The organism is Streptomyces sp. NPDC052016, assembly GCF_044548445.1.
Classification (GTDB): Bacteria; Actinomycetota; Actinomycetes; order Streptomycetales; family Streptomycetaceae; genus Streptomyces.
Genome location: NZ_JBIUBX010000030.1, coordinates 1 through 23,953, shown reverse-complemented (window position 1 = coordinate 23,953; position 23,953 = coordinate 1). Strand labels below are relative to the sequence as shown.

The 23,953-nt window shown below is 71.4% G+C and carries 29 protein-coding genes and 1 tRNA gene; 12 read left to right on the top strand and 18 right to left on the bottom strand.

What is annotated here, in order from left to right; all coding sequences use genetic code 11:
* The first annotated feature begins 205 nt into the window (after nucleotides 1-205).
* Nucleotides 206-1,516 carry an ATP-binding protein gene (locus tag ACIHAR_RS31910; RefSeq protein WP_365470129.1) on the top strand — a complete coding sequence of 437 codons (1,311 nt, stop codon included), beginning with the start codon at nucleotides 206-208 and terminating at the stop codon, nucleotides 1,514-1,516.
* Nucleotides 1,513-2,193 (top strand): response regulator transcription factor, encoded by a 681-nt coding sequence (locus ACIHAR_RS31905; protein WP_073941673.1) that lies wholly within the window; start codon nucleotides 1,513-1,515, stop codon nucleotides 2,191-2,193. Before ACIHAR_RS31910 ends, ACIHAR_RS31905 begins: the two co-directional genes overlap by 4 nt.
* A 180-nt stretch (nucleotides 2,194-2,373) precedes the next feature.
* Here ACIHAR_RS31905 and ACIHAR_RS31900 read toward each other — a convergent pair whose 3' ends face one another.
* Nucleotides 2,374-3,060 carry a DUF461 domain-containing protein gene (locus ACIHAR_RS31900; RefSeq protein ID WP_400022854.1) on the bottom strand — a complete coding sequence of 229 codons (687 nt, stop codon included), beginning with the start codon at nucleotides 3,058-3,060 and terminating at the stop codon, nucleotides 2,374-2,376.
* A 650-nt stretch (nucleotides 3,061-3,710) separates the two neighbouring features.
* Here ACIHAR_RS31900 and ACIHAR_RS31895 point away from each other — a divergent pair.
* The 6 genes from ACIHAR_RS31895 (at nucleotide 3,711) to ACIHAR_RS31870 (ending at nucleotide 10,182) form a co-directional block, all read left to right on the top strand.
* Entirely contained in the window at nucleotides 3,711-4,193 is a 483-nt protein-coding gene (locus tag ACIHAR_RS31895; RefSeq protein WP_003953493.1) for a CarD family transcriptional regulator, read from the top strand.
* A 263-nt stretch (nucleotides 4,194-4,456) separates the two neighbouring features.
* Nucleotides 4,457-5,209 (top strand): 2-C-methyl-D-erythritol 4-phosphate cytidylyltransferase, encoded by a 753-nt coding sequence (gene ispD / locus ACIHAR_RS31890; protein WP_365470123.1) that lies wholly within the window; start codon nucleotides 4,457-4,459, stop codon nucleotides 5,207-5,209.
* On the top strand, nucleotides 5,199-5,723 hold the full coding sequence (gene ispF, locus ACIHAR_RS31885; RefSeq protein WP_400022853.1) for a 2-C-methyl-D-erythritol 2,4-cyclodiphosphate synthase: 525 nt from the start codon (nucleotides 5,199-5,201) through the stop codon (nucleotides 5,721-5,723). Before ispD ends, ispF begins: the two co-directional genes overlap by 11 nt.
* A 186-nt stretch (nucleotides 5,724-5,909) precedes the next feature.
* Nucleotides 5,910-7,310 (top strand): cysteine--tRNA ligase, encoded by a 1,401-nt coding sequence (cysS, locus tag ACIHAR_RS31880; protein WP_400022852.1) that lies wholly within the window; start codon nucleotides 5,910-5,912, stop codon nucleotides 7,308-7,310.
* A 97-nt stretch (nucleotides 7,311-7,407) separates the two neighbouring features.
* Nucleotides 7,408-8,349, top strand: a complete 942-nt coding sequence (gene rlmB / locus ACIHAR_RS31875) for a 23S rRNA (guanosine(2251)-2'-O)-methyltransferase RlmB (RefSeq protein ID WP_365470114.1) — start codon at nucleotides 7,408-7,410, stop codon at nucleotides 8,347-8,349.
* A gap of 117 nt (nucleotides 8,350-8,466) precedes the next feature.
* On the top strand, nucleotides 8,467-10,182 hold the full coding sequence (locus ACIHAR_RS31870) for a DoxX family membrane protein (protein WP_400022851.1): 1,716 nt from the start codon (nucleotides 8,467-8,469) through the stop codon (nucleotides 10,180-10,182).
* A gap of 218 nt (nucleotides 10,183-10,400) precedes the next feature.
* On the opposite strand, the gene ACIHAR_RS31865 is transcribed toward ACIHAR_RS31870, so the two are convergent.
* The 3 genes from ACIHAR_RS31865 to ACIHAR_RS31855 form a co-directional block, all read right to left on the bottom strand.
* Nucleotides 10,401-11,132: a nucleotidyltransferase family protein gene (locus ACIHAR_RS31865; RefSeq protein ID WP_365470108.1), complete on the bottom strand. Its 732-nt coding sequence runs from the start codon at nucleotides 11,130-11,132 to the stop codon at nucleotides 10,401-10,403.
* A gap of 272 nt (nucleotides 11,133-11,404) precedes the next feature.
* Nucleotides 11,405-11,863 (bottom strand): hypothetical protein, encoded by a 459-nt coding sequence (locus ACIHAR_RS31860; protein ID WP_365473011.1) that lies wholly within the window; start codon nucleotides 11,861-11,863, stop codon nucleotides 11,405-11,407.
* Between the two features lie 287 nt (nucleotides 11,864-12,150).
* Nucleotides 12,151-13,239, bottom strand: a complete 1,089-nt coding sequence (locus tag ACIHAR_RS31855; protein WP_365473008.1) for a sn-glycerol-3-phosphate ABC transporter ATP-binding protein UgpC — start codon at nucleotides 13,237-13,239, stop codon at nucleotides 12,151-12,153.
* A gap of 207 nt (nucleotides 13,240-13,446) precedes the next feature.
* Here ACIHAR_RS31855 and ACIHAR_RS31850 point away from each other — a divergent pair.
* Nucleotides 13,447-13,519, top strand: a tRNA-Thr gene (locus ACIHAR_RS31850).
* Nucleotides 13,520-13,600: 81 nt separating this feature from the next.
* Here the strand turns inward: ACIHAR_RS31850 and xerC are convergent.
* The 13 genes from xerC to ACIHAR_RS31785 all read right to left on the bottom strand — a co-directional run bounded on the left by xerC (nucleotide 13,601) and on the right by ACIHAR_RS31785 (nucleotide 20,789).
* A complete protein-coding gene (gene xerC, locus ACIHAR_RS31845) occupies nucleotides 13,601-14,752 on the bottom strand; it encodes a tyrosine recombinase XerC (protein ID WP_400022850.1) in 1,152 nt (383 codons plus the stop codon).
* Nucleotides 14,752-14,940: a helix-turn-helix domain-containing protein gene (locus tag ACIHAR_RS31840; protein ID WP_053708342.1), complete on the bottom strand. Its 189-nt coding sequence runs from the start codon at nucleotides 14,938-14,940 to the stop codon at nucleotides 14,752-14,754. Before ACIHAR_RS31840 ends, xerC begins: the two co-directional genes overlap by 1 nt.
* A complete protein-coding gene (gene repSA, locus ACIHAR_RS31835) occupies nucleotides 14,937-16,316 on the bottom strand; it encodes a replication initiator protein RepSA (protein WP_400022849.1) in 1,380 nt (459 codons plus the stop codon). The genes ACIHAR_RS31840 and repSA overlap by 4 nt, the downstream gene beginning before the upstream one ends.
* Nucleotides 16,309-16,494: a hypothetical protein gene (locus ACIHAR_RS31830; RefSeq protein WP_400022848.1), complete on the bottom strand. Its 186-nt coding sequence runs from the start codon at nucleotides 16,492-16,494 to the stop codon at nucleotides 16,309-16,311. The genes repSA and ACIHAR_RS31830 overlap by 8 nt, the downstream gene beginning before the upstream one ends.
* Nucleotides 16,495-16,578: 84 nt before the next feature.
* A complete protein-coding gene (locus ACIHAR_RS31825) occupies nucleotides 16,579-17,130 on the bottom strand; it encodes a GGDEF domain-containing protein (RefSeq protein ID WP_400022847.1) in 552 nt (183 codons plus the stop codon).
* 94 nt (nucleotides 17,131-17,224) lie between these two features.
* The gene (locus ACIHAR_RS31820; protein WP_400022846.1) at nucleotides 17,225-17,557 is read right to left on the bottom strand and encodes a SpdD-like protein; all 333 of its coding nucleotides are present in this window, start codon (nucleotides 17,555-17,557) and stop codon (nucleotides 17,225-17,227) included.
* Nucleotides 17,558-17,580: 23 nt separating this feature from the next.
* A complete protein-coding gene (locus tag ACIHAR_RS31815; RefSeq protein WP_189943245.1) occupies nucleotides 17,581-17,739 on the bottom strand; it encodes a hypothetical protein in 159 nt (52 codons plus the stop codon).
* A gap of 11 nt (nucleotides 17,740-17,750) precedes the next feature.
* Nucleotides 17,751-17,942: a mobile element transfer protein gene (locus ACIHAR_RS31810; protein WP_393902729.1), complete on the bottom strand. Its 192-nt coding sequence runs from the start codon at nucleotides 17,940-17,942 to the stop codon at nucleotides 17,751-17,753.
* Between the two features lies 1 nt (nucleotide 17,943).
* The gene (locus ACIHAR_RS31805; RefSeq protein WP_400022845.1) at nucleotides 17,944-18,138 is read right to left on the bottom strand and encodes a hypothetical protein; all 195 of its coding nucleotides are present in this window, start codon (nucleotides 18,136-18,138) and stop codon (nucleotides 17,944-17,946) included.
* A gap of 20 nt (nucleotides 18,139-18,158) precedes the next feature.
* Complete coding sequence (locus tag ACIHAR_RS31800; RefSeq protein WP_400022844.1) at nucleotides 18,159-18,833, bottom strand: DUF2637 domain-containing protein; 675 nt, start codon at nucleotides 18,831-18,833, stop codon at nucleotides 18,159-18,161.
* Nucleotides 18,833-18,991 (bottom strand): hypothetical protein, encoded by a 159-nt coding sequence (locus ACIHAR_RS31795; RefSeq protein WP_400022843.1) that lies wholly within the window; start codon nucleotides 18,989-18,991, stop codon nucleotides 18,833-18,835. Before ACIHAR_RS31795 ends, ACIHAR_RS31800 begins: the two co-directional genes overlap by 1 nt.
* Before the next feature lie 83 nt (nucleotides 18,992-19,074).
* Nucleotides 19,075-20,430, bottom strand: coding sequence for an FtsK/SpoIIIE domain-containing protein (locus ACIHAR_RS31790; protein ID WP_400022842.1), 1,356 nt, complete (start codon nucleotides 20,428-20,430; stop codon nucleotides 19,075-19,077).
* Between the two features lie 2 nt (nucleotides 20,431-20,432).
* Nucleotides 20,433-20,789, bottom strand: a complete 357-nt coding sequence (locus ACIHAR_RS31785; RefSeq protein ID WP_400022841.1) for a hypothetical protein — start codon at nucleotides 20,787-20,789, stop codon at nucleotides 20,433-20,435.
* 151 nt (nucleotides 20,790-20,940) lie between these two features.
* Between ACIHAR_RS31785 and ACIHAR_RS31780 the strand changes: the two genes are divergently transcribed.
* The 3 genes from ACIHAR_RS31780 to ACIHAR_RS31770 all read left to right on the top strand — a co-directional run bounded on the left by ACIHAR_RS31780 (nucleotide 20,941) and on the right by ACIHAR_RS31770 (nucleotide 23,265).
* The gene (locus ACIHAR_RS31780; RefSeq protein WP_400022840.1) at nucleotides 20,941-21,312 is read left to right on the top strand and encodes a GntR family transcriptional regulator; all 372 of its coding nucleotides are present in this window, start codon (nucleotides 20,941-20,943) and stop codon (nucleotides 21,310-21,312) included.
* Nucleotides 21,313-21,546: 234 nt separating this feature from the next.
* The gene (locus ACIHAR_RS31775; RefSeq protein WP_400022839.1) at nucleotides 21,547-22,761 is read left to right on the top strand and encodes a helix-turn-helix domain-containing protein; all 1,215 of its coding nucleotides are present in this window, start codon (nucleotides 21,547-21,549) and stop codon (nucleotides 22,759-22,761) included.
* Nucleotides 22,762-22,779: 18 nt separating this feature from the next.
* On the top strand, nucleotides 22,780-23,265 hold the full coding sequence (locus ACIHAR_RS31770) for an NUDIX domain-containing protein (RefSeq protein ID WP_400022838.1): 486 nt from the start codon (nucleotides 22,780-22,782) through the stop codon (nucleotides 23,263-23,265).
* 32 nt (nucleotides 23,266-23,297) lie between these two features.
* On the opposite strand, the gene ACIHAR_RS31765 is transcribed toward ACIHAR_RS31770, so the two are convergent.
* A complete protein-coding gene (locus tag ACIHAR_RS31765; protein WP_400022837.1) occupies nucleotides 23,298-23,825 on the bottom strand; it encodes an SMI1/KNR4 family protein in 528 nt (175 codons plus the stop codon).
* Between the last annotated feature and the right edge of the window lie 128 nt (nucleotides 23,826-23,953).

The following is a 23,953-nucleotide window of genomic DNA, read 5'->3' as shown; positions in this document are numbered from 1 at the left end:
CCGTGGAACGGTGCCGGAACCGGCCTGCACCGGTACCCAAACCGGCGCTGCGAACCCCACCGTGCCACGGTCCGCCCCGTACGCGTCGGATTCCGTCACCCCAAATGAACCACCCCTGGCGCCAAGGTGAACTCTGGGCGACGAGTGTTCGAGGTCCCACCTCGATGGCTGTGGCCAGGCCGGATCCCGTGCCTAACCTGGTGTCATGGACGTGAACGCGGCGGTCGCCGCAGCGGCAGCGATCGCCGGGGTGCTCACCGGCGTCATCGCCATGCTGGCGTTCCGCTGGAGCGAACGCGACCAGAACCGACCCACCAGGACCTCCTTGCACACCGATCCCGTGCTGCCCCCGGGCGTGGACACCGTCCTCTCCGTCCTCCGATCCTCGGCCGTGGTCCTCGACGAGACCGACGCCGTCGTCAAGGCGAGCTCCGCCGCGTACGCCCTCGGGCTGGTCCGCGGCGGCAAGCTCGCCGTGGAGCCCATGCTCCAGATGGCGCGGGACACCCGGCGGGACGGTGAGATACGCCAGGTCGAGCTGGACCTGCCCCGGCGCGGGACCGGACGCGGCGAGGCCCTCGCCGTCTCCGCGCGGGTGGCGCCCCTCGGCTCCCGGCTGGTCCTGCTCCTCGTCGAGGACCTCACCGAGGCCCGGCGCATCGAGGCCGTTCGGCGCGACTTCGTCGCGAACGTCAGCCACGAGCTGAAGACACCGGTCGGCGCGCTCTCCCTGCTCTCCGAGGCCGTCATGGACGCCTCCGACGACCCGGAGGCGGTGCAGCGCTTCGCCGGCCGCATGCAGATCGAGGCGACCCGCCTGACCAGCCTGGTGCAGGAGCTCATCGACCTCTCCCGGGTGCAGAACGACGATCCCCTCGAGGACGCCGAGCCGGTCCGCGTGGAGGAGCTCGTCGCCGAGGCCGTCGACCGCTGCCGCCACCAGGCGGGCACCAAGCAGATCACCATGGCCGCCGGAGGCACCGCCGACCTGCACGTCTGGGGCAACCGCGGCCAGCTGGCCGCCGCCCTCGGCAACCTGGTGGAGAACGCCGTCAACTACTCACCCGCCCGCACCCGCGTCGGCATCGCCGCCCGCAGGGTGACCATGCCCGGCGGGGACCTGATCGAGATCGCCGTGACCGACCAGGGCATAGGCATCTCCGACAAGGACAAGGAGCGCATCTTCGAGCGCTTCTACCGTGTCGATCCGGCCCGCTCCCGTGCCACCGGCGGCACGGGCCTCGGGCTGGCCATCGTCAAGCACGTGGCCGCCTCGCACGGCGGGGAGGTCACGGTGTGGAGCGCCGAGGGACAGGGCTCCACCTTCACGCTCCGGCTGCCGGAGGCGGGTGTCGCCCGCGACCGCTCCCACCAGCAGCCCGGCCTCGACGCCCACGGCGACGAAGACGAGGACGGGCCGGCCGCCGGCACCCCCCACGCCGCACCCCCCGCACCCCCCGCACCCCACGACTCAACCGCGTACCAGACGCTTTCCGCCCCGGAGGTCCTTCCGTGACCCGAGTGCTCGTCGTCGAGGACGAGGAGTCCTTCTCCGACGCCCTGTCGTACATGCTCCGCAAGGAGGGCTTCGAGGTCGCCGTCGCGACCACCGGGCCCGACGGACTCGACGAGTTCGAGCGCAACGGCGCCGACCTCGTCCTCCTCGACCTGATGCTGCCGGGTCTGCCCGGTACGGAGGTGTGCCGGCAGCTGCGCGGCCGCTCCAACGTCCCCGTGATCATGGTGACCGCCAAGGACAGCGAGATCGACAAGGTCGTCGGCCTGGAGATAGGAGCCGACGACTACGTCACCAAGCCGTTCTCCTCGCGTGAGCTGGTCGCCCGTATCCGGGCCGTCCTGCGCCGCCGCGGCGAGCCGGAGGAGGTGGCTCCGGCGGCCCTGGAGGCGGGTCCGGTCCGGATGGACGTCGACCGCCACGTCGTCACCGTCTCCGGCTCGAAGGTCGACCTGCCCCTGAAGGAGTTCGACCTCCTGGAGATGCTCCTGCGCAACGCGGGCCGCGTCCTGACCCGCATGCAGCTCATCGACCGGGTCTGGGGCGCCGACTACGTCGGCGACACCAAGACCCTCGACGTCCACGTCAAGCGCCTGCGCGCCAAGATCGAGCCCGACCCGGGGGCGCCCCGATACCTGGTGACGGTCCGCGGGCTGGGCTACAAGTTCGAGCCGTAGGCCGCCGGGCGGACCGGGACCGGGCTCACGGCATCCACCTGTAAGGACGACGAAGGGCGGCACCCCCACACGGGGTGCCGCCCTTTCGTCGTACCTGAGACGTCAGACGTCAGACGCCAGAGGCCTCGAGGGCACAGGCCGGAGGTCCAGAGGCCTCCGAGGCCCGCGCGCCGTACCGGCTCAGTGGCCGGCCGCCTCGTCGGCCTCGTCCGAGGCCGTCGCGGAGGCCGTGTCGGCGGGGGACTCCGACTCCGTCGCGGCCTCGCCCTCGGCGCCCTCGTGGCCGGGCGACGGGGAGGCCGACGCGCCCGCGGTCGGCGACGCGGTGCCGGTCCCCTCCGGGGCGGTCGGGATGTCGCTCGGGCCCCACTGGGTGAAGTAGCTCTCGGCGGGGACGACGAAGGCGCGCAGGCTGACCTCGCCGGTCTCGCTGAAGGTGAAGGTGATCTTCTGGGCGTCGCCGTCCTGGACGGCCTCACGGCCGTTGGGCAGCACGGCGGAGGCGTTGTCGTCGCCGCCGATGACGACGGAGCCGCCGGCCGGAACGGTCAGCTTGCCCTTGCCCCCGGCGGGCGTGATCTTGGCGGTCTGGCCGGCGCCGTCCACGGAGATCGACTCGAGCGTCTGCGCGGTGCGGCCGCTGTTGAAGACGGTCGCGGAGACCACGGCCGGGCCGGTCGCCTCCTGGTCCGGCTGGGTGATGATCACGACGTTCTGCAGCTTGATGTCGCCGACGCTGGTGGCAGCGTTGTCCGGCTGGATCTCCAGCGTCTGCGCATCGTTGCCGGCTCCACAGGCGACGAGCGTGGCGATCGAGAACGCGAGGGCGGAGGCGGCGAGGGCGCCGCGTCGAAGGCTGCTGCTCACGGCGGCGGCAACTCCTTGGAACGCGCGGGCAGCTCTCCTCAATAAAGCCGCCCTAAGGGTCTGTCAGCGGCCCCAGGTTACCGAGCCGTTCCCGCGGCACCGCACCCGACCCGCCTCTAGCGCCCTCCGGGGCCCCGGAGGGCGCCGCACCCGCGCCCTCGCCGCTCGCGTCCGCTCGGGCTCACGCACCCACAAGTGACCCGTGAGTCACTCGGCTCCTTCTCGATCACCGGCACGACGTCCCGCATTCACATAAGCGCCGCTCGCGGGCGCGCGCGAAATTTCCGTGAAGGAATGCGGGGACGTCCCGGGAATTGATCATCAGCTGTTCGGCCGATGGTGTGATCAATTCCGGAAACGGCGCGGAACCGACTCCGGGCGCCGAACGGAGTAGCGTAAGTCGCACACCTGGAACCGGACATATGGGGATGTTCGGCCGTTCGGAGGGGGCTCCGGATGTGTGTGACGTGCGCGTTTCGCCCCCCTCGGAGAGCCGCTCCGACCTGCGAATACCTGCTTCCATCACCCGCCCGAAGCACGTTCCTGTCGCTGTTGTCAAGCCCCGAGATATGCCCTGACCTGCGAAAACGCCATTCAGAAGACGCCGTATCCGTGTTACCCTGGATAGCCACGGAAGGGGTACCTGTCACATGACGTTCAAGGTTGGCGACACCGTGGTCTATCCCCATCACGGGGCCGCGCTGATCGAGGCCATCGAAACTCGCCAGATCAAAGGCGTGGACAAGACCTACTTGGTGCTGAAGGTCGCCCAGGGTGACCTGACGGTGCGTGTGCCAGCGGACAATGCGGAGTTCGTCGGCGTGCGTGATGTGGTCGGTCAGGACGGACTGGACCGGGTCTTCGAGGTGCTGCGCGCACCATACGCCGAGGAGCCCACGAACTGGTCGCGTCGCTACAAGGCAAATCTGGAGAAGCTCGCCTCCGGCGATGTCATCAAGGTCGCGGAAGTCGTGCGTGACCTGTGGCGTCGTGAGCGCGAGCGCGGACTGTCCGCCGGTGAGAAGCGCATGCTCGCCAAGGCCCGCCAGATCCTGGTGAGCGAGCTCGCCCTCGCGGAGAACACCAACGAGGACAAGGCCGAGGCCCTCCTCGACGAGGTCCTCGCGTCCTGACGCCGACGCAGGCCGGCCTCAGCTCAGCACACTGAAATGCCGCGGTGCCCGATGACGTACCTCCAGTCGCCGGGCGCTGCGGCATGTTCGCGTTCCGACGCCGTACGTCCGATGCCTCGGGGGAAGTCCCCCCGACCCTGTGCGTGCCGGGCCCGGGCAGCTGGCTCGACCGGCGCGTCACGGAAGGGTCCGGTCAAGGCGTCGCGCCCGGCACGCTGTCTCCGTACCCACGATGGCCGCGCACACAAACCTGACAGGAACCGATGTCCGACGATTCGCTTCCCGCCCCCGTCCCCACCCGCACGGCCGCGGTGATTCCGGCCGCCGGCCGGGGCGTACGCCTCGGTCCGGGCGCCCCCAAGGCGCTCCGCACGCTGGGCGGGACCCCCATGCTGATCCACGCGGTGCGCGCCCTCGCCGCCTCCCGCGCCGTCTCCCTCGTGGTCGTCGTGGCCCCGCCGGACGGCACGGCCGAGGTCAAGTCGCTGCTCGACGCCCACGCGCTGCCCGAGCGCACCGACTTCCTCGTCGTCCCCGGCGGCGAGAGCAGGCAGGAGTCCGTCAAGCTCGGCCTGGACGCGCTGCCGCCCGGCTACGACATCGTCCTGGTGCACGACGCCGCCCGGCCGCTGGTGCCCGTCGACACCGTCGACGCCGTGATCGAGGCGGTCCGCGAGGGCGCCCGGGCCGTCGTCCCCGCGCTGCCGCTCGCCGACACCGTCAAGGAGGTCGAGCCGGCCGCGGCGGCGGGCGACCCCGAGCCGGTCGTCGCCACCCCCGAGCGCTCCCGCCTCCGCGCCGTCCAGACGCCCCAGGGCTTCGACCGGGCCACGCTGGTCCGCGCCCACGAGACGGTCACCGAAGACGTCACCGACGACGCGAGCATGGTCGAGCAGCTCGGCGCGACCGTCGTGGTCGTCCCCGGCCACGAGGAGGCCTTCAAGGTCACGCGCCCGCTCGACCTGGTCCTCGCGGAGGCGGTCCTGGCGCGCAGGAGGCTCAACGATGGCTTCTGAGGCATCCGGTTCCCCGCTGCCGCCCGGCGGCCCCTGGCTGCCCCAGGTCGGCATCGGCACCGACATCCACGCCTTCGAGGAGGGCCGCGAGCTGTGGTGCGCGGGCCTGAAGTGGGAGGGGGAGGGGCCGGGACTGGCCGGGCACTCCGACGCCGACGTCGTCGCGCACGCCGCGTGCAACGCCCTCTTCTCCGCCGCCGGACTCGGTGACCTGGGACAGCACTTCGGCACCGGCCGCCCCGAGTGGTCCGGTGCCTCCGGCGTCACCCTCCTCACCGAGGCCGCCCGGATCGTCCGCGAGGCCGGCTTCACCATCGGCAACGTCGCCGTCCAGGTCGTCGGCCCGCGCCCCAAGATCGGCAAACGGCGCGACGAGGCGCAGAAGATCCTCTCGGAGGCGGCAGGCGCCCCCGTGTCGGTCTCCGGCGCGACCACCGACGGCCTCGGATTCCCGGGCCGCGGCGAGGGGCTGATGGCGGTGGCCACGGCACTGGTGGTGCGGACGGGGGCGTGACCTCCCGGCCCGTCCGGCGAGGGGGAACGGGGCACCCGGGCCGAAGGGGGCGCGTGAACGCGGCCGCCGTAACGGCACCGCGATCCGCCGCGCGCACCCGGTTCGCGCCCCGGGCGTTCGTCACGAATGCGTGGCCCTTGGGTGGAAGGGCGCGGGGCATGGCCCCACGCCCACTACCCTGGAGTGGTGACTATTCGCCTGTACGACACCAGCGCCCGGCAGATCCGTGATTTCAGCCCGCTCCAGCCGGGTTGTGTCTCGATCTACCTGTGTGGCGCCACCGTGCAGGCCGCCCCGCACATCGGGCACATCCGCTCGGGCCTCAATTTCGACATCATGCGCCGCTGGTTCGCCCACCGCGGCTACGACGTCACGTTCGTGCGCAACGTCACCGACATCGACGACAAGATCATCACCAAGTCCCACGACCAGGGCCGCCCCTGGTGGTCCATCGGGTACGAGAACGAGCGCGCGTTCAACGACGGCTACGAAGCCCTCGGTTGCCTGCCGCCGACGTACGAGCCGCGCGCCACCGGGCACATCCCCGAGATGGTCGAGATGATGCGCGGGCTCGTCGAGCGCGGTCACGCCTACGAGGCCGACGGCAACGTCTACTTCGACGTGCGCTCCTTCCCGGGCTACCTCCAGCTGTCCAACCAGGACCTGGACAACCTGCTCCAGCCGGCGGGCGAGGGGGAGACCGGCAAGCGGGACCCCCGCGACTTCGCCATGTGGAAGGCGGCCAAGCCCGGCGAGCCGAGCTGGGAGACGCCGTGGGGGCGGGGCCGGCCCGGCTGGCACCTCGAGTGCTCGGCGATGGCCCACAAGTACCTGGGCAGCGCCTTCGACATCCACGGTGGCGGCCTCGACCTGGTCTTCCCCCACCACGAGAACGAGATCGCCCAGGCCAAGGCCTACGGCGACGAGTTCGCCCGGTACTGGGTGCACAACGCCTGGGTCACCATGAGCGGCGAGAAGATGTCGAAGTCGCTGGGCAACAGCGTCCTCGTCTCCGAGATGGTCAAGCAGTGGCGCCCGATCGTCCTGCGCTACTACCTCGGCACCCCGCACTACCGCTCGATGATCGAGTACAGCGAGGAGGCCCTGCGCGAGGCCGAGTCGGCGTTCGCGCGGATCGAGGGCTTCGTGCAGCGCGTCGTCGAGCTGGCGGGGGGCGTCGTCGAGCCCGCCGCCGACGTGCCGCCGGCCTTCGCCGAGGCGATGGACGACGACCTGGGCGTCCCGCAGGCGCTCGCCGTCGTGCACACCACCGTCCGGCAGGGCAACAGCGCGCTGGCCGCCGACGACAAGGAAGCCGCCGTGGCCCGCCTCGCCGAGGTGCGCGCCATGCTGGGCGTCCTCGGGCTCGATCCGCTCGACCCGCACTGGGCCGGCGAGACCGACCGGGGCGAGGACCTGCACGGCGTCGTCGACAGCCTCGTACGACTCGTCCTGGACCAGCGGGAGGCGGCGCGCGCCCGCAAGGACTGGGGCACCGCGGACGCCATCCGCGACCAGCTCAACCAGTCGGGGCTCGTCATCGAGGACAGCCCGCAGGGGCCGCGCTGGTCGCTCGGACCGCGCTGAGCCGAGCCCCTGAGCTGCGCGAATGTGCCGCCCGGCGCCTCGGGCGGCACACTTGCACTGACGTACGCACACCACGCATCACAGAGACGGGTAGGTCATGGCCGCTAACAACCGCCGCATGTCCGGCAAGAAGGGCGCGCAGGTCGGCAGTGGCGGCCAGCGGCGCCGGGGCCTGGAGGGCAAGGGGCCGACCCCGCCCGCCGAAATGCGCAAGGGCCACGCCAAGCAGCGGGCCGCGGCGGCGAAGGCCCGCCGTGGGCAGGGACGTCCGCCGCAGCGGCGCGGGGGCGGCCGGTCGACGTCCGAGCTGGTCGTCGGCCGCAACCCGGTGGTCGAGGCACTGCGCGAAGGCGTGCCCGCCTCCACGCTGTACGTCCAGCAGTTCATCGACAACGACGAGCGGGTGCGCGAGGCGCTGCAGCTCGCGGCCGAGCGCGGCGGCATCAACCTCATGGAGGCCCCGCGTCCCGAGCTGGACCGCATGACCAACGGCCTCAACCACCAGGGGCTCGTCCTGCAGGTCCCGCCCTACGAGTACGCCCACCCCGAGGACCTCCTCGACGCGGCCGCGGACGAGGGTGAGGACCCGCTGATCGTCGCCCTCGACGGAGTGACCGACCCGCGCAACCTCGGTGCCGTCGTGCGGTCCGTCTCCGCGTTCGGGGGGCACGGCGTCGTCGTTCCCGAGCGGCGCGCCGCCGGGATGACCGCCGGCGCCTGGAAGACGTCGGCGGGCACGGCCGCCCGTACGCCGGTCGCCCGCGCCACGAACCTCACCCGCGCCCTGGAGGCCTACAAGAAGGCCGGCGTCGTGGTCGTCGGCCTGGCCGCCGACGGCGAGTCGGAGATCGGCGAACTCGAGGCCCTGGAGGGCCCGGTCGCCATCGTCGTCGGCAGCGAGGGCAAGGGCCTGTCCCGACTGGTCGGCGAGACCTGCGACTTCCGTGTACGGATCCCGATGCCCGGTGGCGCGGAGTCGCTCAACGCCGGTGTGGCGGCCGGGATCGTGCTGTACGAGGCGGCTCGGCGGCGGGGCTGAACGCCCGTCCGTGCCCTCACCCGAACGGGCTAATTCCGGCGGGTAGGGCAACCTTGACGGGGTCCGGACAGATCCGGCGGGTCAAAGCAGTGTCCTAAACACACATCACTCGGTTAGATGAGTGTGGACACCAGAACACCCCGCACACCCACGGGGGACCGCTCGTCTGGATTCGACGACGCTCCCGCGCTGAGCATGGTGAAGGTGCCGAGCGATCCGGCGCAGATCATCGTCACGCACGCGAGCTTCCGCGTGCAGTTGGGCACGTCGGCACGGCGCAGCCAATCCCCGCGGATCGCCCGGCACCTGAGCGCCACCCAGGACACCGCGCGCATCCCCGTCGTCGCGGCGCCGGACAGAGCGGGCACGGCCGGCACGGCCGCCGGGGCCCGTCGTCGCCCCGTCGTCTGGAGCGGCAGGTCGGCCCCGGACGACACCGGCGCCCACCGCCTGCTCCAGGCCGTGCGGGCGGGCAGCGTCGGCCACGGCGACACGCCCACCGCCGACATCGGCGCCGCCACCCAGGTCATCCCCCGCGTCGGGGTCGACGACGGGTACGACGGCCACCTCACCGCGCAGACCCTCGAGACCCCCGTCGTCGGCGCCCCGCGCAGCCCCGGCGCCGGCGAACGGCGGCTCCTGCCGCACATGCGCACCGTCGGCAGCGCCTACGACGAACCCGGCTACGGCAACTCCGGTTACGACGACGGTTACGGCCGGCCCGGATACGACCAGCCCGGCTACGACGACAGCCGGTTCCAGGACTTCGGCGAAGCCGTCGCGGCCGAGACCGGCCCGCGCACCAGGCGGCACGGCGACGACCCCGCCCGGCACGCCTACTACCCCGGCCGGCGCCTGAACCTCGGCGTCGTCCTGCTCCCGCTGCGCCTCCTGCTCGGCTTCATCTCCATCTACGCCGGCATGGGCAAGCTGTGCGACCCCCTGTACTTCGACGGCGGCGAGCGCGGCTCCATGGTGAAGTGGCTCAACACCCTGCACCCCTGGGAAGTCGCCGAGCCGCTGCGGCAGTTCGCGCTGCACCACCCCGTCGGCTCCGGGCTGGTCATCGCCTTCCTCCAGGTCATCGTGGGCGTGCTCACGATCCTGGGCTGCTGGCAGCGGGTCGCCGCCGCCGGCGGTGCGATGCTCTCCGCCGCGCTCCTCGTCACCGTCAGCTGGAAGACCGTCCCGGTCTACCAGACCCCCGACATCATCTACCTCGCCGCCTGGTCGCCGCTGATCATCGCCGGCGCCCCCGTCTACTCCATCGACGGCCGTCTCGCCGCCGGTGCCTGGCGCCGGCTCGGCCCGCGCGCCGACCTGTGGGACCTGCGCCGCTACGTTCTGCGCCGCGGCGCCCTCGTCACCGCGATCGCCGTCGGAGTCACCCTGCTCGTCGGCTCCCTGCTCGGCGGTGCCGTGCGCGACGCAGACCGGGTGGTCGTGCCCGGCCCGGGCGAGGCCCCGCGCAACGAACTGCCCGGCTCCCCGCTCCCCGAGGAGTCCGGCGAGCACCGGCCGGGCGAGCAGCCGTCCACGTCGACCTCGCCCACTCAGGGCGCCACCTCGCAGGCGCCGACGGAGGAGGAGGAGAGCGCCTCGGGCGCCACCCAGGACACCGAGAGCGCCACGGCCGGCGTGCCCAGCGAGACCCAGGGCACCGGCGGGGAGGCCCCGCCGCGGCAGCCGGCCCCCGTCGAGGAGGCGCCCAGCACCAGCTCCGGCCCCACCTCCGGCGGCTCGACCGGCTCCGGTGGCACCTCCGGCGGCTCCGACGGCGGGGAGTCGTCCTCCTCCGGCCGCCCGGGCCTGGTGGGCGGGCTCCTCGGCTGACGGCCGGGGCGACCGGTCCATACGGCTACGGATGCCGTGTCGGCTCATGCGGCGACGGAGTGCCGTGCCGGCTCATAGGGCGATGGGGTGCCGTGCGCGTGACAGCGCACGGCACCCCATCGCCGTCGAAGGCGCGGGGAAACCGTGCGATCAGCCCCCACCGGCCCGCAGCCGCCGAGCAACGGCCGTACCACCCGACCGGACCTGCAGGCAGCGCCTCAGCGACCCAGCGCCGCCAGTTCCTTAGCCGCCTCCGTGAGGTCCTTCGCGGTGTCGATCGCCCGCCAGTAGGCGCCCTGCGGGATCGGGAAGCCGGCCAGGCGGCGTTCGCGGGCCAGGTGGGGGAACGTGGTGCGCTCGTGGTCGCCCCGCTCGGGGAGCAGGTCGGCGAACTCGGGGGAGAAGACGTAGACGCCCGCGTTGATCTCGTACGTCGTCGGAGGGGCCTCGATGAAGTCGGTGATGTGGCCGAAGCCGTCCGTCTGCACGGCGCCCCACGGGATGCGCGGCCGGGCCAGGGCGAGGGTGGCGACGGCGTCGCGCTCGGTGTGGAAGTCCGCCATGTCGCGGAGCGAGAAGCGGGTCCAGATGTCGCCGTTGGTGGCGTACCAGGGCCGGTCGGGGCGGGGCAGACGGGCGGCCGCGTACTTCAGGCCGCCGCCGCGGCCCAGGGGCTCGGTCTCGACGACCGTGGTGACCTTCACGGGGAGGTCGGCGGAGTCCAGCCAGGTCTGCAGAACGTCGGCGAGGTGGCCGCAGGACACGACGACGTCCGTCACGCCCTCCTCGGCGAGCCAGCCGAGCTGGTGCCCGATGATCGGGGTCCCCGTCCCGGGGATCTCGACCATCGGCTTGGGCCGGTCGTCGGTGTAGGGGCGCAGCCGGGACCCCTGGCCACCGGCCAGGATGACGGCTTGCGTGGGACGGGACGCGGCGTGCGGATGGGTCATGCCCGCACTGTACGCGGCACCCGATCAGGGGCGTGTGGCTCCCCCGCGGCAGAGCGGAAGAGGGATCGGCAGGGGCCCGGGGGCGTGCCTCGCGGCATCGCCCCGGGTCGGGCCCCTCGTCGTGTGGCACCGGCGTCGGCCGGGTGCCGGTCCGCTTCGTGGGCCGTGGGCGTAGGCCGTGGGCCGTAGGCGGGTCGGGCCGGGCCGGGCCTGCGACGGGAACCAGGGCGGTGCCAGCCCCCGCGTCTGTGGCGTGATCCGAACGACAGGCCCTAGCCGTGCGCCGTCAGGACGCCCGACGCGAAGGACGTGTCGCAGACGGGGCGGGCGTAGGACTGGGCGCGGGAGGGGCCGTACATGCGGACGGCGGCGCGGCCCAGGGCGCGGGCGATGGAGGCGCAGTGCTTCGCCAGGGACGGCTTGCCGTTCACCGCCGCCTGGAGGTGGGTCAGCGCGACGCCCGGGTCCTTCTCCTGGAGCTCGGTCAGCAGCTGGTCCCGCAGAACGTCCTGCGGGGCCTGGGCGGCGCCGTGCGAGGTGCGGTGCGCGGTGGAGACGTCGGCGGCGGTGAGCACCGAGTCGGAGGAGGGGTTCCCCGTCCAGTTGACCCGGGTGACCGCGAGGGTCCCCGAGAGCACCATGACGACGGGCAGGACGAGGGCGAGGGAACGGCCGATCCGGTGGGCGGGGCCCCGGCCGCGTCGCGTCTGTGGGGTGCTGGAGTGCTTCACGGAGTGCTTCACGCGTGTGAGGGTAGCGCGGCGTAATGGCGTGGCGACGGTTGGTCACCCGGTCGGGGGATGGATGTGCGCCTCTTTTTGGGTAGAGGTTGACGCCCGCTGCTCGAAACGCCCGCTGTTGTCGGGGTATCACCACAGCGAGAAGGGCCCCGCAGCAGTGTGCGGGGCCCTTCTCGTCAACGTGGGGAATTCACCCCTTCAGGCCCAGTCGGTCGCGCTCGGCCGGAGTCGGTGGTACTCCGCCGGAGTGAGCCGGACCCGGCCGGACTCAGCCGGACTCAGTCGGAGAGGCGCGCGCCCGTCGACGTCGAGAAGACGTGGGTCTCACCGGCGCGCGGGACGACGTGCAGCGTGCTGCCCTTCTCCGGGACGTCACGGCCGCCGACGCGGACCACGAGGTCCTTCGCCTCCCCACCGACCTGCGCGGTGCCGTAGACGAAGGCGTCGGAGCCGAGCTCCTCGACCACGTTCACGGTGACCGCGACACCCAGGTCGGAGTCCGCGCCGGCCACGTCGAAGTGCTCGGGGCGGACGCCGACGGTGACCGTCTTGTCGGTGGCGGCGGAAAGCGCGTCGCGCTGCACCGGCACCACCGAGTTGCCGAACTTCACGCCGCCGTCGGCGATCGGGACCTCGACGAGGTTCATCGCCGGGGAGCCGATGAAGCCGGCCACGAAGAGGTTCGCGGGGCGGTCGTACATGTTGCGCGGGGTGTCGACCTGCTGGAGCAGACCGTCCTTGAGGACCGCCACGCGGTCGCCCATCGTCAGGGCCTCGACCTGGTCGTGGGTGACGTAGACGGTGGTGATGCCGAGGCGGCGCTGGAGGGACGCGATCTGCGTACGCGTCGACACACGGAGCTTGGCGTCCAGGTTGGACAGCGGCTCGTCCATGAGGAAGACCTGCGGCTCACGCACGATGGCGCGACCCATCGCGACACGCTGGCGCTGACCGCCGGAGAGCGCCTTCGGCTTGCGGTCCAGGTACTCGGTGAGGTCGAGGATCTTGGCGGCCTCCTCGACCTTCTGCCGGATCTCCGCCTTGTTGACGCCGGCGATCTTGAGCGCGAAGCCCATGTTGTCGGCGACCGTCATGTGCGGGTAGAGGGCGTAGTTCTGGAACACCATGGCGATGTCCCGGTCCTTGGGCGGCAGGTGGGTGACGTCGCGGTCGCCGATGCGGATCGCGCCGCCGTTGACGTCCTCGAGACCGGCGAGCATCCGGAGCGAGGTGGACTTGCCGCAGCCGGACGGGCCGACCAGGACGAGGAACTCGCCGTCCGCGATCTCGATGTCGAGTGCGTCGACGGCGGGCTTGGTGGAACCCGGGTAGATCCGGGTCGCCTTGTCGAACGTGACAGTGGCCATGGTGAATGGGCCCCCTTCTACCGGCAGGAACGTGCCGGACGATCCGTTGTAGGAAGGTGGTTGGTGTAGTCCACACGGGTGAACTGGCTCAGGACGGTACCTGGCGTTCGCCTGATCTGTCAGTACCCGAGGCCATGTGAACTTCGCGGAAATTTTCGACGGGGCACCCCCGCGAGCTGGGTACACTGCACGGGCACCTGTGTGCAGGCCTCCTTAGCTCAGCTGGTAGAGCACCGCTCTTGTAAAGCGAAGGTCGTCGGTTCGAGTCCGACAGGGGGCTCTCTCGCTGAACAGCACAAACGCCCCGGCCGATGATCGGTCCGGGGCGTCTGACATCCACGGGTGACATCAACCGGGGCGGTCACTCACGATCGACACGACGCCTGAGCAGGCGATCCATGTGGCTGATGGCCTCCCGCTGAGTGTCCGACGTCACGTGCGTGTAGACGTCCATCGTGATGCTGATCTGGCTGTGCCCGAGGATCTCCATCACGACGCGGGGGGCGACACCGGCCGCGGTGAGGAGCGTGGCGCACCCGTGCCGGGCGTCGTGCAGACGGATGCGCCGGAGGCCGGCGGCGGCGGTGATGCGCAGGAACGACCGGTTCACGTTCTGCGGGTCGATCGGGCGGCCGTTGCGCGTGGTGAAGACGTATGCGGACGGGGACAGCTCGACCCCCTTACGCCGCGCAGCCTCGGTCTGCCGCATCCGGTGCCAGCGGAGCGCCGCCAGGCAGATCAGCGGGAGAGGCACGGGACGCGCCCGGCCGCTCTTGGTGGTGTCCTCGTAGAGCTCCCCGCCCACGCGCTGCACCTGCTTGCTGACCCGCAGCACCCGATGGTCAAGGTCCACGTCCGACCAGCGGAGCCCCAGGATCTCGCCGCGCCGCAGGCCCATGGAGACCGCCAGGACGAAGGCGGCGTACAGAGGATCGCGGCGCGCGTGCTCCAGGAACGTCAGCGTCTCATCCAGGGTCCATGGGGTCAGCTCGCGGCGGGGCACCTTGGGGGCCTCCACGAGCGAGGCGGCGTTCCGCGTCACCAGCTCCTCACGGCAGGCCGCGGTGAGGGCGGTCCGCAGCACCCGGTGAGCCTCTTTTGCCGTGGCCGGAGAGGCCCGGCGCGACACCTCGGCGACGAAGGTCCGTACATGGCGCGGCCCCAGGGCCTCCAGGCTCTTGGAGCCGAGCAGCGGCACGAGGTAGAGGCGCACGTGCATCGCGTACTTGCTGTACGTCGTCCGCTTGCGGTTGGGCTTGATGAAGTGCTCCAGCCAGTACGGCAGCCACTCGGCGAGCTTGGCCGACCGGGTGGGCACGGGCACGCCCTGTGCGACCTTGTCGAGCAGTTCCCGTCGCTTGGTGTCGCACTCGGCCCACGTCTTGCCGTAGGCGAACTTCCGGGCGGTGGTGCCGTCCGGCTGGAGGACGTAGACCGCGCACTGGTAGCGGCCGTCCTTGCGCTTGGTGATGGTGCCCGCGCCGTTCGGGTTGCGCTTGCGCTGCTGGGCCATCAGGCAGCCTCCTCGATCTGGCCGAGGATGAAGTCCTGGACGGCGTCGGCGGGGATGCGGCGAGCACCGTCGATCTTGATCGAGGTCAGGCGGCGGGAGCGGATCAGGTCGTAGACCTTGGAGCGGCCGACCTTGAGCCGGGCCATGACTTCCGGCACGGTCAGCAGCTGGGCGGTTGCGGTCGTCATGCGGCGGCTCCTTCCAGGGCCAGTTGGTCGCGTAGGGCTTCGCGGGCGGTTTCGCGGTTGAGTTGGAGGCCGCGGGCGATGGTGGCGGCCAGGACGGATTCGCCGGGGGTGTGGCCGTGGCCGGCGTACTGCCAGTCGGCCAACACCAGGACGGTGTCCGGCTCCTGGTCGTCGAGGCCGAGGGCGGCGTGTTCCTGCGCGGCCCGGTAGTCGGCGCGGGCCTGGCGGAGGGCGCCGAGGGTGGTGGAGTAGCGGCGGGACTTCGAGGAGAAGTGGCCGCGGAAGCCGAGCATGTGCGCCCAGGCCCACAGGCGCCGGTCCGGGTACAGCGGGTCGAGGAGCTTGCAGGCCTCGATGAGGCGGCGGGTGTGGTCGGGCACGCCGTGGCGGTCGAGTTCGGAGAGTTCGCCGATGCGGCGGTCGAGGGTGCCCGTGTTCTCGGCGGCCTTGGTGGCGTACTTGGCGACGTAGGAGGCGACGGCCTGTTCGGTGATGTCGGAGCCGTCCCCGAAGGCCTTGACGGGGCGGACGTCGAGCTGGGTGCCCCAGCGGAAGGTACGAGCGGGCTGGTCCCCGGCGGCCGGCACCGAGACGGACGTGTAGGAGTGCGCGGCGGCGGCCCGGATGGCGTCGGCTAGCAGGTCGACCGTCGCCCAGGCCGGGGGCGGGGAGTCCGGCCCGTCGGGGCCGTCGATGCGGATCACGGCATGGAAGTGCAGCGCGCCCCGCTTCTGGAACTCGGCGACCTTGCCGTAGGAGACGCGGGCGTGGTCGGCGAGTTCGCGGCGGGTGAGCCCGGCCCGGGCGGCGATCTCGCGGCGCAGGCGGGTGGTGAAGCGCTGCCAGAGCTGCCCGGCGTGGTTGTTGAACAGCACCGCGCCCGCGTAGTCGTACGTGTCCGGGTCGAGGGCGGTGCCGAGTGCGGGGTCGTCGGCCGGGTGACGGGTGCCGCAGCGGCAGGTGCCGTGGTCCGGGCGGTTGTGCACGCGGCCGAAGGACGGGGCGGTGAGGGTGGCGAAGACGCGGGGGTGGTCGCGGACGGTGGCGGGGATGTCGCGGCGGTCGTCCCCGGCGAGGCCGGCGCGGATGAGGTGGTAGGTGTCGCCCGCGTAGGTCCAGGCGCAGGAGGGGCAGCGGGAGGCCCGGCGGTTGCCGCAGGCGAGGCGGAGGCGTCCGCCGGGTTCGTTCTCGGTGGAGTAGTGGTGCAGGGTCTCGCCGGTCGTCTCGTCCTTGTGCAGGACCCAGCCGGTCAGGTGGATGGGGTCTGCGCAGCCGCCGGTGCGGCGGATCAGCTCGTGCCAGCGGTGGTAGTCGGAGGCCGAAGCCACCCTCAGCAGGTCGCCGAGGGTGGCACGGTCGAGCAGCTGCTCAGGCACGGGCACCCTCCCGCTTGGGGCGGGTGCGAGCGACGCCGAGGCCGTTGCAGGCCGGGCAGTGCGCGGTGATGGTGCGCAGGTGGCCGCGGTGGTCGCGGCCGCCGAGGGTAACGGCGACGGAGGCGAAGCCGTCGCAGGCCGGGCAGATCCTCGGCGGGGGCGGGGTGTGGTGGGCCATGATGGTGGTTCCTTTCGATTGCGGTTGGAAGGAACGGCCCCGGTGGCGGCGTGCTTGGCGGCTTGTGCGCCACCCGGTGGCCTTTCAGCGAGTGGTGCGGGAGCCCCGGCGGGTGCGGCCTTTGGCCGCGTACATGGCCGCGTCGGCGGCGGCGAGGGCGTCCGTCAGGAGGGGCACCGCGAGATCCGCGACGGGGCAGACGCCGACCGAGGCGGCCAGTGGCAGCGAGACGCCGTCGTAGGGCAGCGGCCGGTGCAGTGCGGCGGTGAGCGCGTCGGGGTCGGCGGCGGCCAGGTCCTGGACGACGGCGACGAATTCGTCTCCACCCAGGCGGCCCGCGGTGCCGTGGTGTCCGCACCAGGTGCGTAGCCGGTCGGCGGTGGCGACGAGGGCGGCGTCCCCGGCGGCGTGGCCGTGGGTGTCGTTCAGGTTCTTGAAGTGGTCGAGGTCGACCAGGAGCACGGCCGCGTTCGGGTGCCGGCGGATGAGGTGTTCGGCGCGGGCGGTCCATCCGGCGCGGGTGTGCAGGCCGGTGAGCGGGTCGCGGCGGGCGGAGGCGAGACGGCGGGTGAGGATGCCGCCGTGCACGGCCCAGCCGAGTAACGGCACGATGCTAGCGGCTGCGGTCAGGTCCATGACGTTCTCCTTGGCGATGGCGGTTGGCTGGTGGAGCGCGGTCCCAGAGGTGGCGGCGTGCTTGGCGGCTTGTGCATCGCCCCGGGGGGACTGGTCAGCGGCGCTTGGCGTGGGCGGTGATCAGGGAGCGGATCACCAGGGCGCAGATGGCGACGGACGCGCCGGTGATGGCGACGGCGAGGAGCATGGAGACGAGGACGGCGCCGACGACCAGGACCACGGCCGTGCCGCCGCCGACGAGGGCGAGGACGCCACCCGGCGTGAGCTGGATCGTCGGGCGGTTCGACGCGGCCGGGGCCGGGGCGGTCGCGGTCGGGGTGTGCTGGACCACGGTGGTCGGCTCGACGACGGCGGGCGGGGAGACGAGCCCGGTCGGGGAGACGAGTCCGGTCGGGGTGGGCATGGTGGGGATCTTGGGGCGGAGCATGGAGGTTCCCCCTTTGCTGGCGGTTACTTGGTGAGGGCGGTGTCGATGGCGGGGGCGAGGACGCTGTCGGCGAGGAGGTAGCCGCCCAGGAGGAGGACGGCGACGAGCCACCAGGGCGGGCGGAGGAACTTGACGCCGAGGTAGCCGACGACGGCGAGGGCGAACCAGAGCGGGACGTCCATGGCGGTGTCTCCTAGCGGACGCGGCAGCGGTGGGTGCGGGCGGCGAGCTGGGCGGCGCTCTGGCTGGAGTAGTCGGCGGACCAGCCGCAGCGGTCGGCGGTGCAGACGGCGGCGTGCTTGGTCTGGCCGTTGCGGTTGCGGTGGGTGCCGATCTGCACGGGGCCGATCCGCATCACGGAGTGGAAGTTGTCGCGGGCGGGCATGTCAGTCGCTCTCCTTCCGGGCGGTGGTGGGGTCGGGGAAGCTGGCACGGATGCCGGCGGCGGTGGCCGGGTCGGTGGTGCGACGGGCGGCTTCCTCGGCGAGCAGGTGGGCGAGGTAGGGCCGGTCGGCGGCGGTCATCTCGCGGGCGCTGTCGAGGTAGTCGGCGGCGGTCAGGTCGGCGGGGTCGGAGGCCATGGGGCGTCCTGCCTTCCGGGTCAGGCGAGCTGGGCGGCGATGGCGTCGGCGAGGTGGGGCGGGACGCCGAGGCGGGTGCGCAGGGTGTCGGTGTCGATCGGGGCGCCGGTGCGGTCGCGGTACTCGGCGGCGACCTTGCGGGCGTGGTCGACGAGGACGGCGGGAACCGCGGGCGCCGGGTCGGCGGGCGGAAGCGCCGGAACCTCTTCGGCCGGGGCGGGTGCGGGCTCCGGGTCTGGCACGGGTTCGAGGTCCGGCTCGGTGTCGGCGACGATGTCGGGTTCCGGTGCCGGGGCGGATGCCGAGGGTTCCGGATCCGGCGTCCGGTGTCCGGCGGAGTGGGCGAGGAGGGTGCCGCCCAGGAAGGCGAGAGCGGGCCATCCGGCGACGCCGAGGCGGAGCAGGGCGGGCGGGTCGGCCAGGTCGAGGAACCCGGCGGTCGCGACGTTGGCGCCAAGCGAGGCGAACAGGGCAATGAGGAACCAGCACCAGGCCAGCCGAGACGGACCCTCACTGCGCAGCCGACGCCAGGCGGCGACCAGGAGCAGGTCCACCGAGACCGGGTAGGCCCAGGCCTTCCAGCCGTCCTGTCCGGCAGCGGCGGCCAGGTCATGCAGGTGGGCGAAGGACAGGGCACCGGCGATGACGGCCTGGACCAGAACGGCGTCGACGCGCACACCGTGACGGGCGGCCATCAGGACTCCTCCCCGGCCGGCGGCTGCGGGAGCGAGGCGGCCAGGGACGGGCTGACGACGTCGACGAAGTCGAGGTCCGCGCCGGTCGTGTCGGCGTAAAGGGCGAGCTGACCCAGCAGCAGAACGGTGCGGGCGAAGTCCTCGCAGTCGGGGCACATGACGCGGGTTCTCCCTTCATCAGGCATGGCAGGGGTAGGGACCTGGCGCGAAGGCGGTCACGCCGACCGAGGAGCGGGGAAGGTCAGGCCGTGGCGGGAGCCGTCTTGGACAGCGGCACCGGGGCCTCCGACGAGCTGGTCAGCTCGGGCCGGAAGGGGGCCAGTTCGGGCAGGGCCGGGGTGCGGTCGGCGTGCCGGTTGCAGGTGTTGACGGCCTGGCGCAGGGAGGTGTGCGGGGCGCGGATGCGGTGCCAGCCGCCGGTGGAGTCCCCTGCGATGGCGAGGCCGCGCAGTTCGGCGGGGATCTGGATGGCGGCCAGGACGGCGTCCGGGGAGATGTCGCCGAAGGCCATGTTGGCGCTCGTCTCGTCGTTGACGCGGTGGGCGGTGCGGCCGGTGAGCTGGGCGCGGAGCATGGTGATGCCCTTGCCGAGTTCGGAGCCGAAGCGCTGCCCGCAGATTTCGAGGTAGATGCCGGCGGCGCGGCCGAGCTGGGCGAGGCGGACCAGGGCGGTGATGATGCGGTCGCGCCGCTTCTCCTCCTCCTTGCTGGCGAACAGGGCGAGTTCGGCGACCTCGTCGACCAGGACCACGACCGGCACCGGCCGCAGGTGTTCGGGCAGGTCCCAGATGTCGGCGGCTATCTCCGCATCCGGAACGGCGGCGGTGATGCGCTGTTCGGCACGGATGGTCTGGTAGACGCCTTCCATGCGGGACACGAGTGCATCGAGGAGGTCGGCGGCGGTGTCGGGGTTGTCGGCGAGGGCGGAGAAGCGGCGGGCGAGGGGGAACAGCTCTACCCCCTGTTTGCAGTCGATGCCGACCAGGGCGACGTCCATCGGGGCGAGCCCGGCGACGAGGTTTCGCTGGTAGACGGACTTGCCGGACTCCGTGGCGCCGAGGGTGAGGGCGTGCGGGACGGCCCGGTAGTCGCGGTAGTGCACCGAGCCGTCTTCGCGCAGGGCGACAGGCACGAGCATCGGGCGGGTGTCGACCTTGGCGGGCATCTGCACCCGCTTGAGGACGTCGTAGCCGGTCATCCGCACTTCCACGACCCCGGAGCGCACCTCACGCGAGGTGACCCCGTACATCGAGAACGAGTGGCGCAGCCGGTCCGAGGCGGCCGCGATGTCGAAGGCGTCCTGACCGGGGCGCAGTCCCAGCCGCAGGACCAGGCCGGTCCGGGTCGGGCGGAAGCGCAGGATGCGCGGCGGCCGGGACTCGGGGACCGGACGGTTGGTGACCCGGGCCAGAGCCAGACGCCAGCGGGAGGGCGGGACGGTCAGCCCGCAGGCGTCCATGACGGAGGCGTAGCGAACCAGGACCCGCAGCGCGGCGAAGGTGACGCCGAAGGTCATCCAGTACCAGGCAGGGCGCCGCCACCGCAGGAGACCCGCAGCGGCGACGACCAGCACCAGCGCGACCGTGAAGCCGGTCATTGTCAGGCCGCCTTGGAGTTCGCGGCAGCGGCGACCAGGGACGTGACCGCCACGGCGCGGAAGGCGATACCGTGCCGCTTCTGGCCGTTGAAGTCGTTCTCCCACGGCCGGGCGATCAGACCCGTGAGCGCCACCGGCGTGCCCATGGTCAGCTCACCGGAGATGCCCGGCTCCGGGACGGTGATGGACAAGATCTCCACCTCGTCGTTGGCCGCGAACATCACCTCGACGGTCATCAGCTTCGCGCCCGTCTCGACGTCGGTGGCGATCTCGCCGGTACGGCGGTCCTTGACCTTGGGCTGCGGGGTCTTGGCGACCATCACGGTCGCGGCGGAGGTGTCGACGGGGATCTGACGCATGACGCGCTCCTTGGCTCGATCACTTAACGTACTTAGTACGTCATCTCTGGGGTTGAGCATGAACCTGTACCACTTGGTGTGTCAAGTGGTTGTCCTCGACTCCTGTCACAACGATGTGCTGCACTAGGTACGACAACCACGGAGAGGGGCCATGGCCGACTTCACTGCCGGACGCGCTGCCTACTTGCAGATCGCTGACGAGTTCAAGCGCAGGATCCGGGACGGAGAGCTGGAGCCAGGCGAGAAGCTGCCCTCAGAGGCGGAGCTGATGGCTCAGCACGCGGTGTCGCGTACGGTCGCCCGGCAGGCGATCGCACGGCTCCGCGAGGACGGCTACGCGATCTCTCACCAGGGCAAGGGCAGCTTCGCCGCGATGCCGGGCGAAGGCGGTCAGAGCAAGCGCAGCCCGGAGTTCGAGCAGATCACGGAGTACCTGTCGGAGGTTCGTCGCGACGTACGTCGTCTCGCGGAGCGGATGGACCAGCTTGAGGATCTGGTTCGGCAGCAGGCGCAAGGACGTTGACCAAGGCGTCGGATCGACCCGCGAGATCTGCCAGCTCATCAACAAGCCCCCTTATCTGGTCGATCAGTTCGCGCTTCTCTGCCGGGGTCAACACGCTCACAGCCCTTTCGTCGCCCTGTTGGTCTGACAGCCCCTCGGCCTGTCAGCAACGCTAGGACCGGTCGGACTCACCACCCCGGAAAATCCTTCCGGGGCCGTAGAGAGAGACGGGTGGACGCTCTTCCCATGCGAGGAATGACGACGAACCTGACGATCGGTGAGCGAGTCGCTTGGTACCGCCGCAGGCGCGGCATGTCCCAGGAGGTCCTGGCCGGACTTGTCGGCCGCACGGTCGATTGGCTGAGCAAGGCCGAGAACAACCGGCTGGAGCTGGACCGGCTTTCGGTCATCAAGTCACTGGCGGATGCCCTCGACGTCTCGCTTGGGGACCTGCTCGCCGAGCCGACCCTCATGGACTGGACCCCGGAGAGCGGCAACCGCACGGTGCCGGCGCTTCGGTCGGCGCTGATGAACTACCGCCAGCTCACACCGCTGTTGGGCGTGCCCACAGAGGGCGAGCCAACGCCGCTGGACGAACTCCAGACCAACGTGACGGACGTACTGGACGCCTACCAGGCATCGCGTTACGGCTTCGCCACCCGGCGCCTGCCCCTGGTACTGGCCGATGCATTGATCGCGGCCCAGTCGTACGAGGGCACCGACCGCGAGCGCGCCAACGCGCTGTTGGCGATGACGTACCAGAGCGCGGCGATGGTGCTCGGCAAGGTGGGCGAGGTCGATCTCGCATGGATCGCGGCGGACCGCGGACTGGGCGCGGCGCAGCAAAGCGGAAACGTGGCGGTGACCGGGTCCCTCTTTCGATCCGTGGCCTTCTGCCTCCTGTCGACCGGCCGCTTCGATGCCGCTGTGCAGCTGGTCGGCGACGCGGCCGACTACCTCCGCCCAGGGCTCACGGACGCCAGCCCAGAGTTCCTGTCGATCTACGGCACGCTCTTCCTCTCCGGTTCCATGGCCGCCGCCCGCTCAGATGACCGCTCGACCGTGCGTGACTTCCTTGCCGAGGCCGACCAGGCAGCCCGCCAGCTCGGAGAGGACGCGAACCACATGTGGACCGCGTTCGGCCCGACCAACGTCGCCATCCACCGAGTGGCCACCGCCGCCGAGCTGGGCGACATGCAGATCGCCGTAGACCTGGGCCCGCAGATCGACACCAGCAACCTTCCGACGGAGCGACGGACCCGACACAACATCGAGGTAGCCCGCGCGCTCAGCGCTCACAACCGCGTCGAGGACGCACTGGCGATGATCCTTGAGGCCGAGTCCTGGGCCCCTGAACAGGTACGGAACCACTACCTTGCTCGCGAACTCGTGCTCTCGTGGGTACGGAATCACCGAGGCCGGCCGAGCCAGGCCATGGCAGGACTCGCCGACCGGCTGCACGTGGTCTAGGTGGGTACGCTCGTCTCCATGGCAGCGAGCGAGCACGAAGCGAAGATGGCGCATCCGCGTATGGCCGCGGGTGCGCTTTTCTTTGATGCCGGCGGACGCGTCCTCATGGTGGAGCCCACGTACAAGGACTACTGGGACATCCCCGGGGGCTACGTCGAGACTGGCGAATCGCCGCTGCAGGCTGCGAGCCGCGAGGTGCAGGAGGAACTCGGGATCACGCCGAAGCTCGGCCGCCTCCTGGCCGTCGACTGGGCACCCAATGCCACCGAGGGCGACAAGGTGCTGTACCTGTTCGACGGCGGCCAGCTCGACCCGGAGACGGTGGCCGGCATCCACCCCCAGGTTGAGGAGCTAAAGGGCGTCAGGTTCGTAGCACGGAGCGAGATCGCGGATCGCACGATCCCCCGACTGGCCCGCCGCATCCTTGCGGCCATCGAGGCCCGAGCGGAGAGCGCCCCGGTGTATCTCGAGCACGGCCAGGCGCCGAGCCACGCAGCGGCGTAGCGCAGCCAAGACGACGAGCCCCGCGAGCCGAGTCAGCGGCAGAGCTCCATGATGGTGTCATCGAAGTCTGGGAACTCCCGGGTCGCCTGCTCTATGACGGCAGTTGCCGACTGCTGCCGGTCGGCTGCGAATCGTTGCGCGACAGCCACCAGTTGGCGGTTGGGGGACGGGGTCCAGTCTGGTTCGTCCGAGGTGGCTGCTTCCCAAGGGCCGAAGCCGCCAGCCAGCAGCCACAAGAAGGCACCCAGATCACGCGCAACGACACCGGTCTCGCCCTCGGAACCGAGGAAGACCACAGGCTGGTCAACGAGTGGGCAGCTCGGGCGGACCAACCAGAACGCCGCGTATCCGCCCGAGCCGTCCTGGCCGAACACACGGAAGGCGTCGCCACTGATCTCCGCGTTGCCCGTCCAGGCCCGGAACCAGTCGGTGGTCTCCTCCGTAGACAGGAAGGCCGGGAAGGGCTCGAAGTCGACCCCCTCGCCGTCGTTGTAGTTGAACGGAATCGCCAGCGCGGCGGCGAGGGCAGCAGGGAACTGTCGATCATCGGTATGAATCACTCGGACAGGCTAGCGACCGTCAAGCCCCATCCCTGTCGGATCCCAGCTGATGCCTGACGTTCTGGTCCCAGGTGATGCTTGACGGTGGGCCTAGAGAACATGGGAAGCCCCGTGGGGCTTGTTCGCTT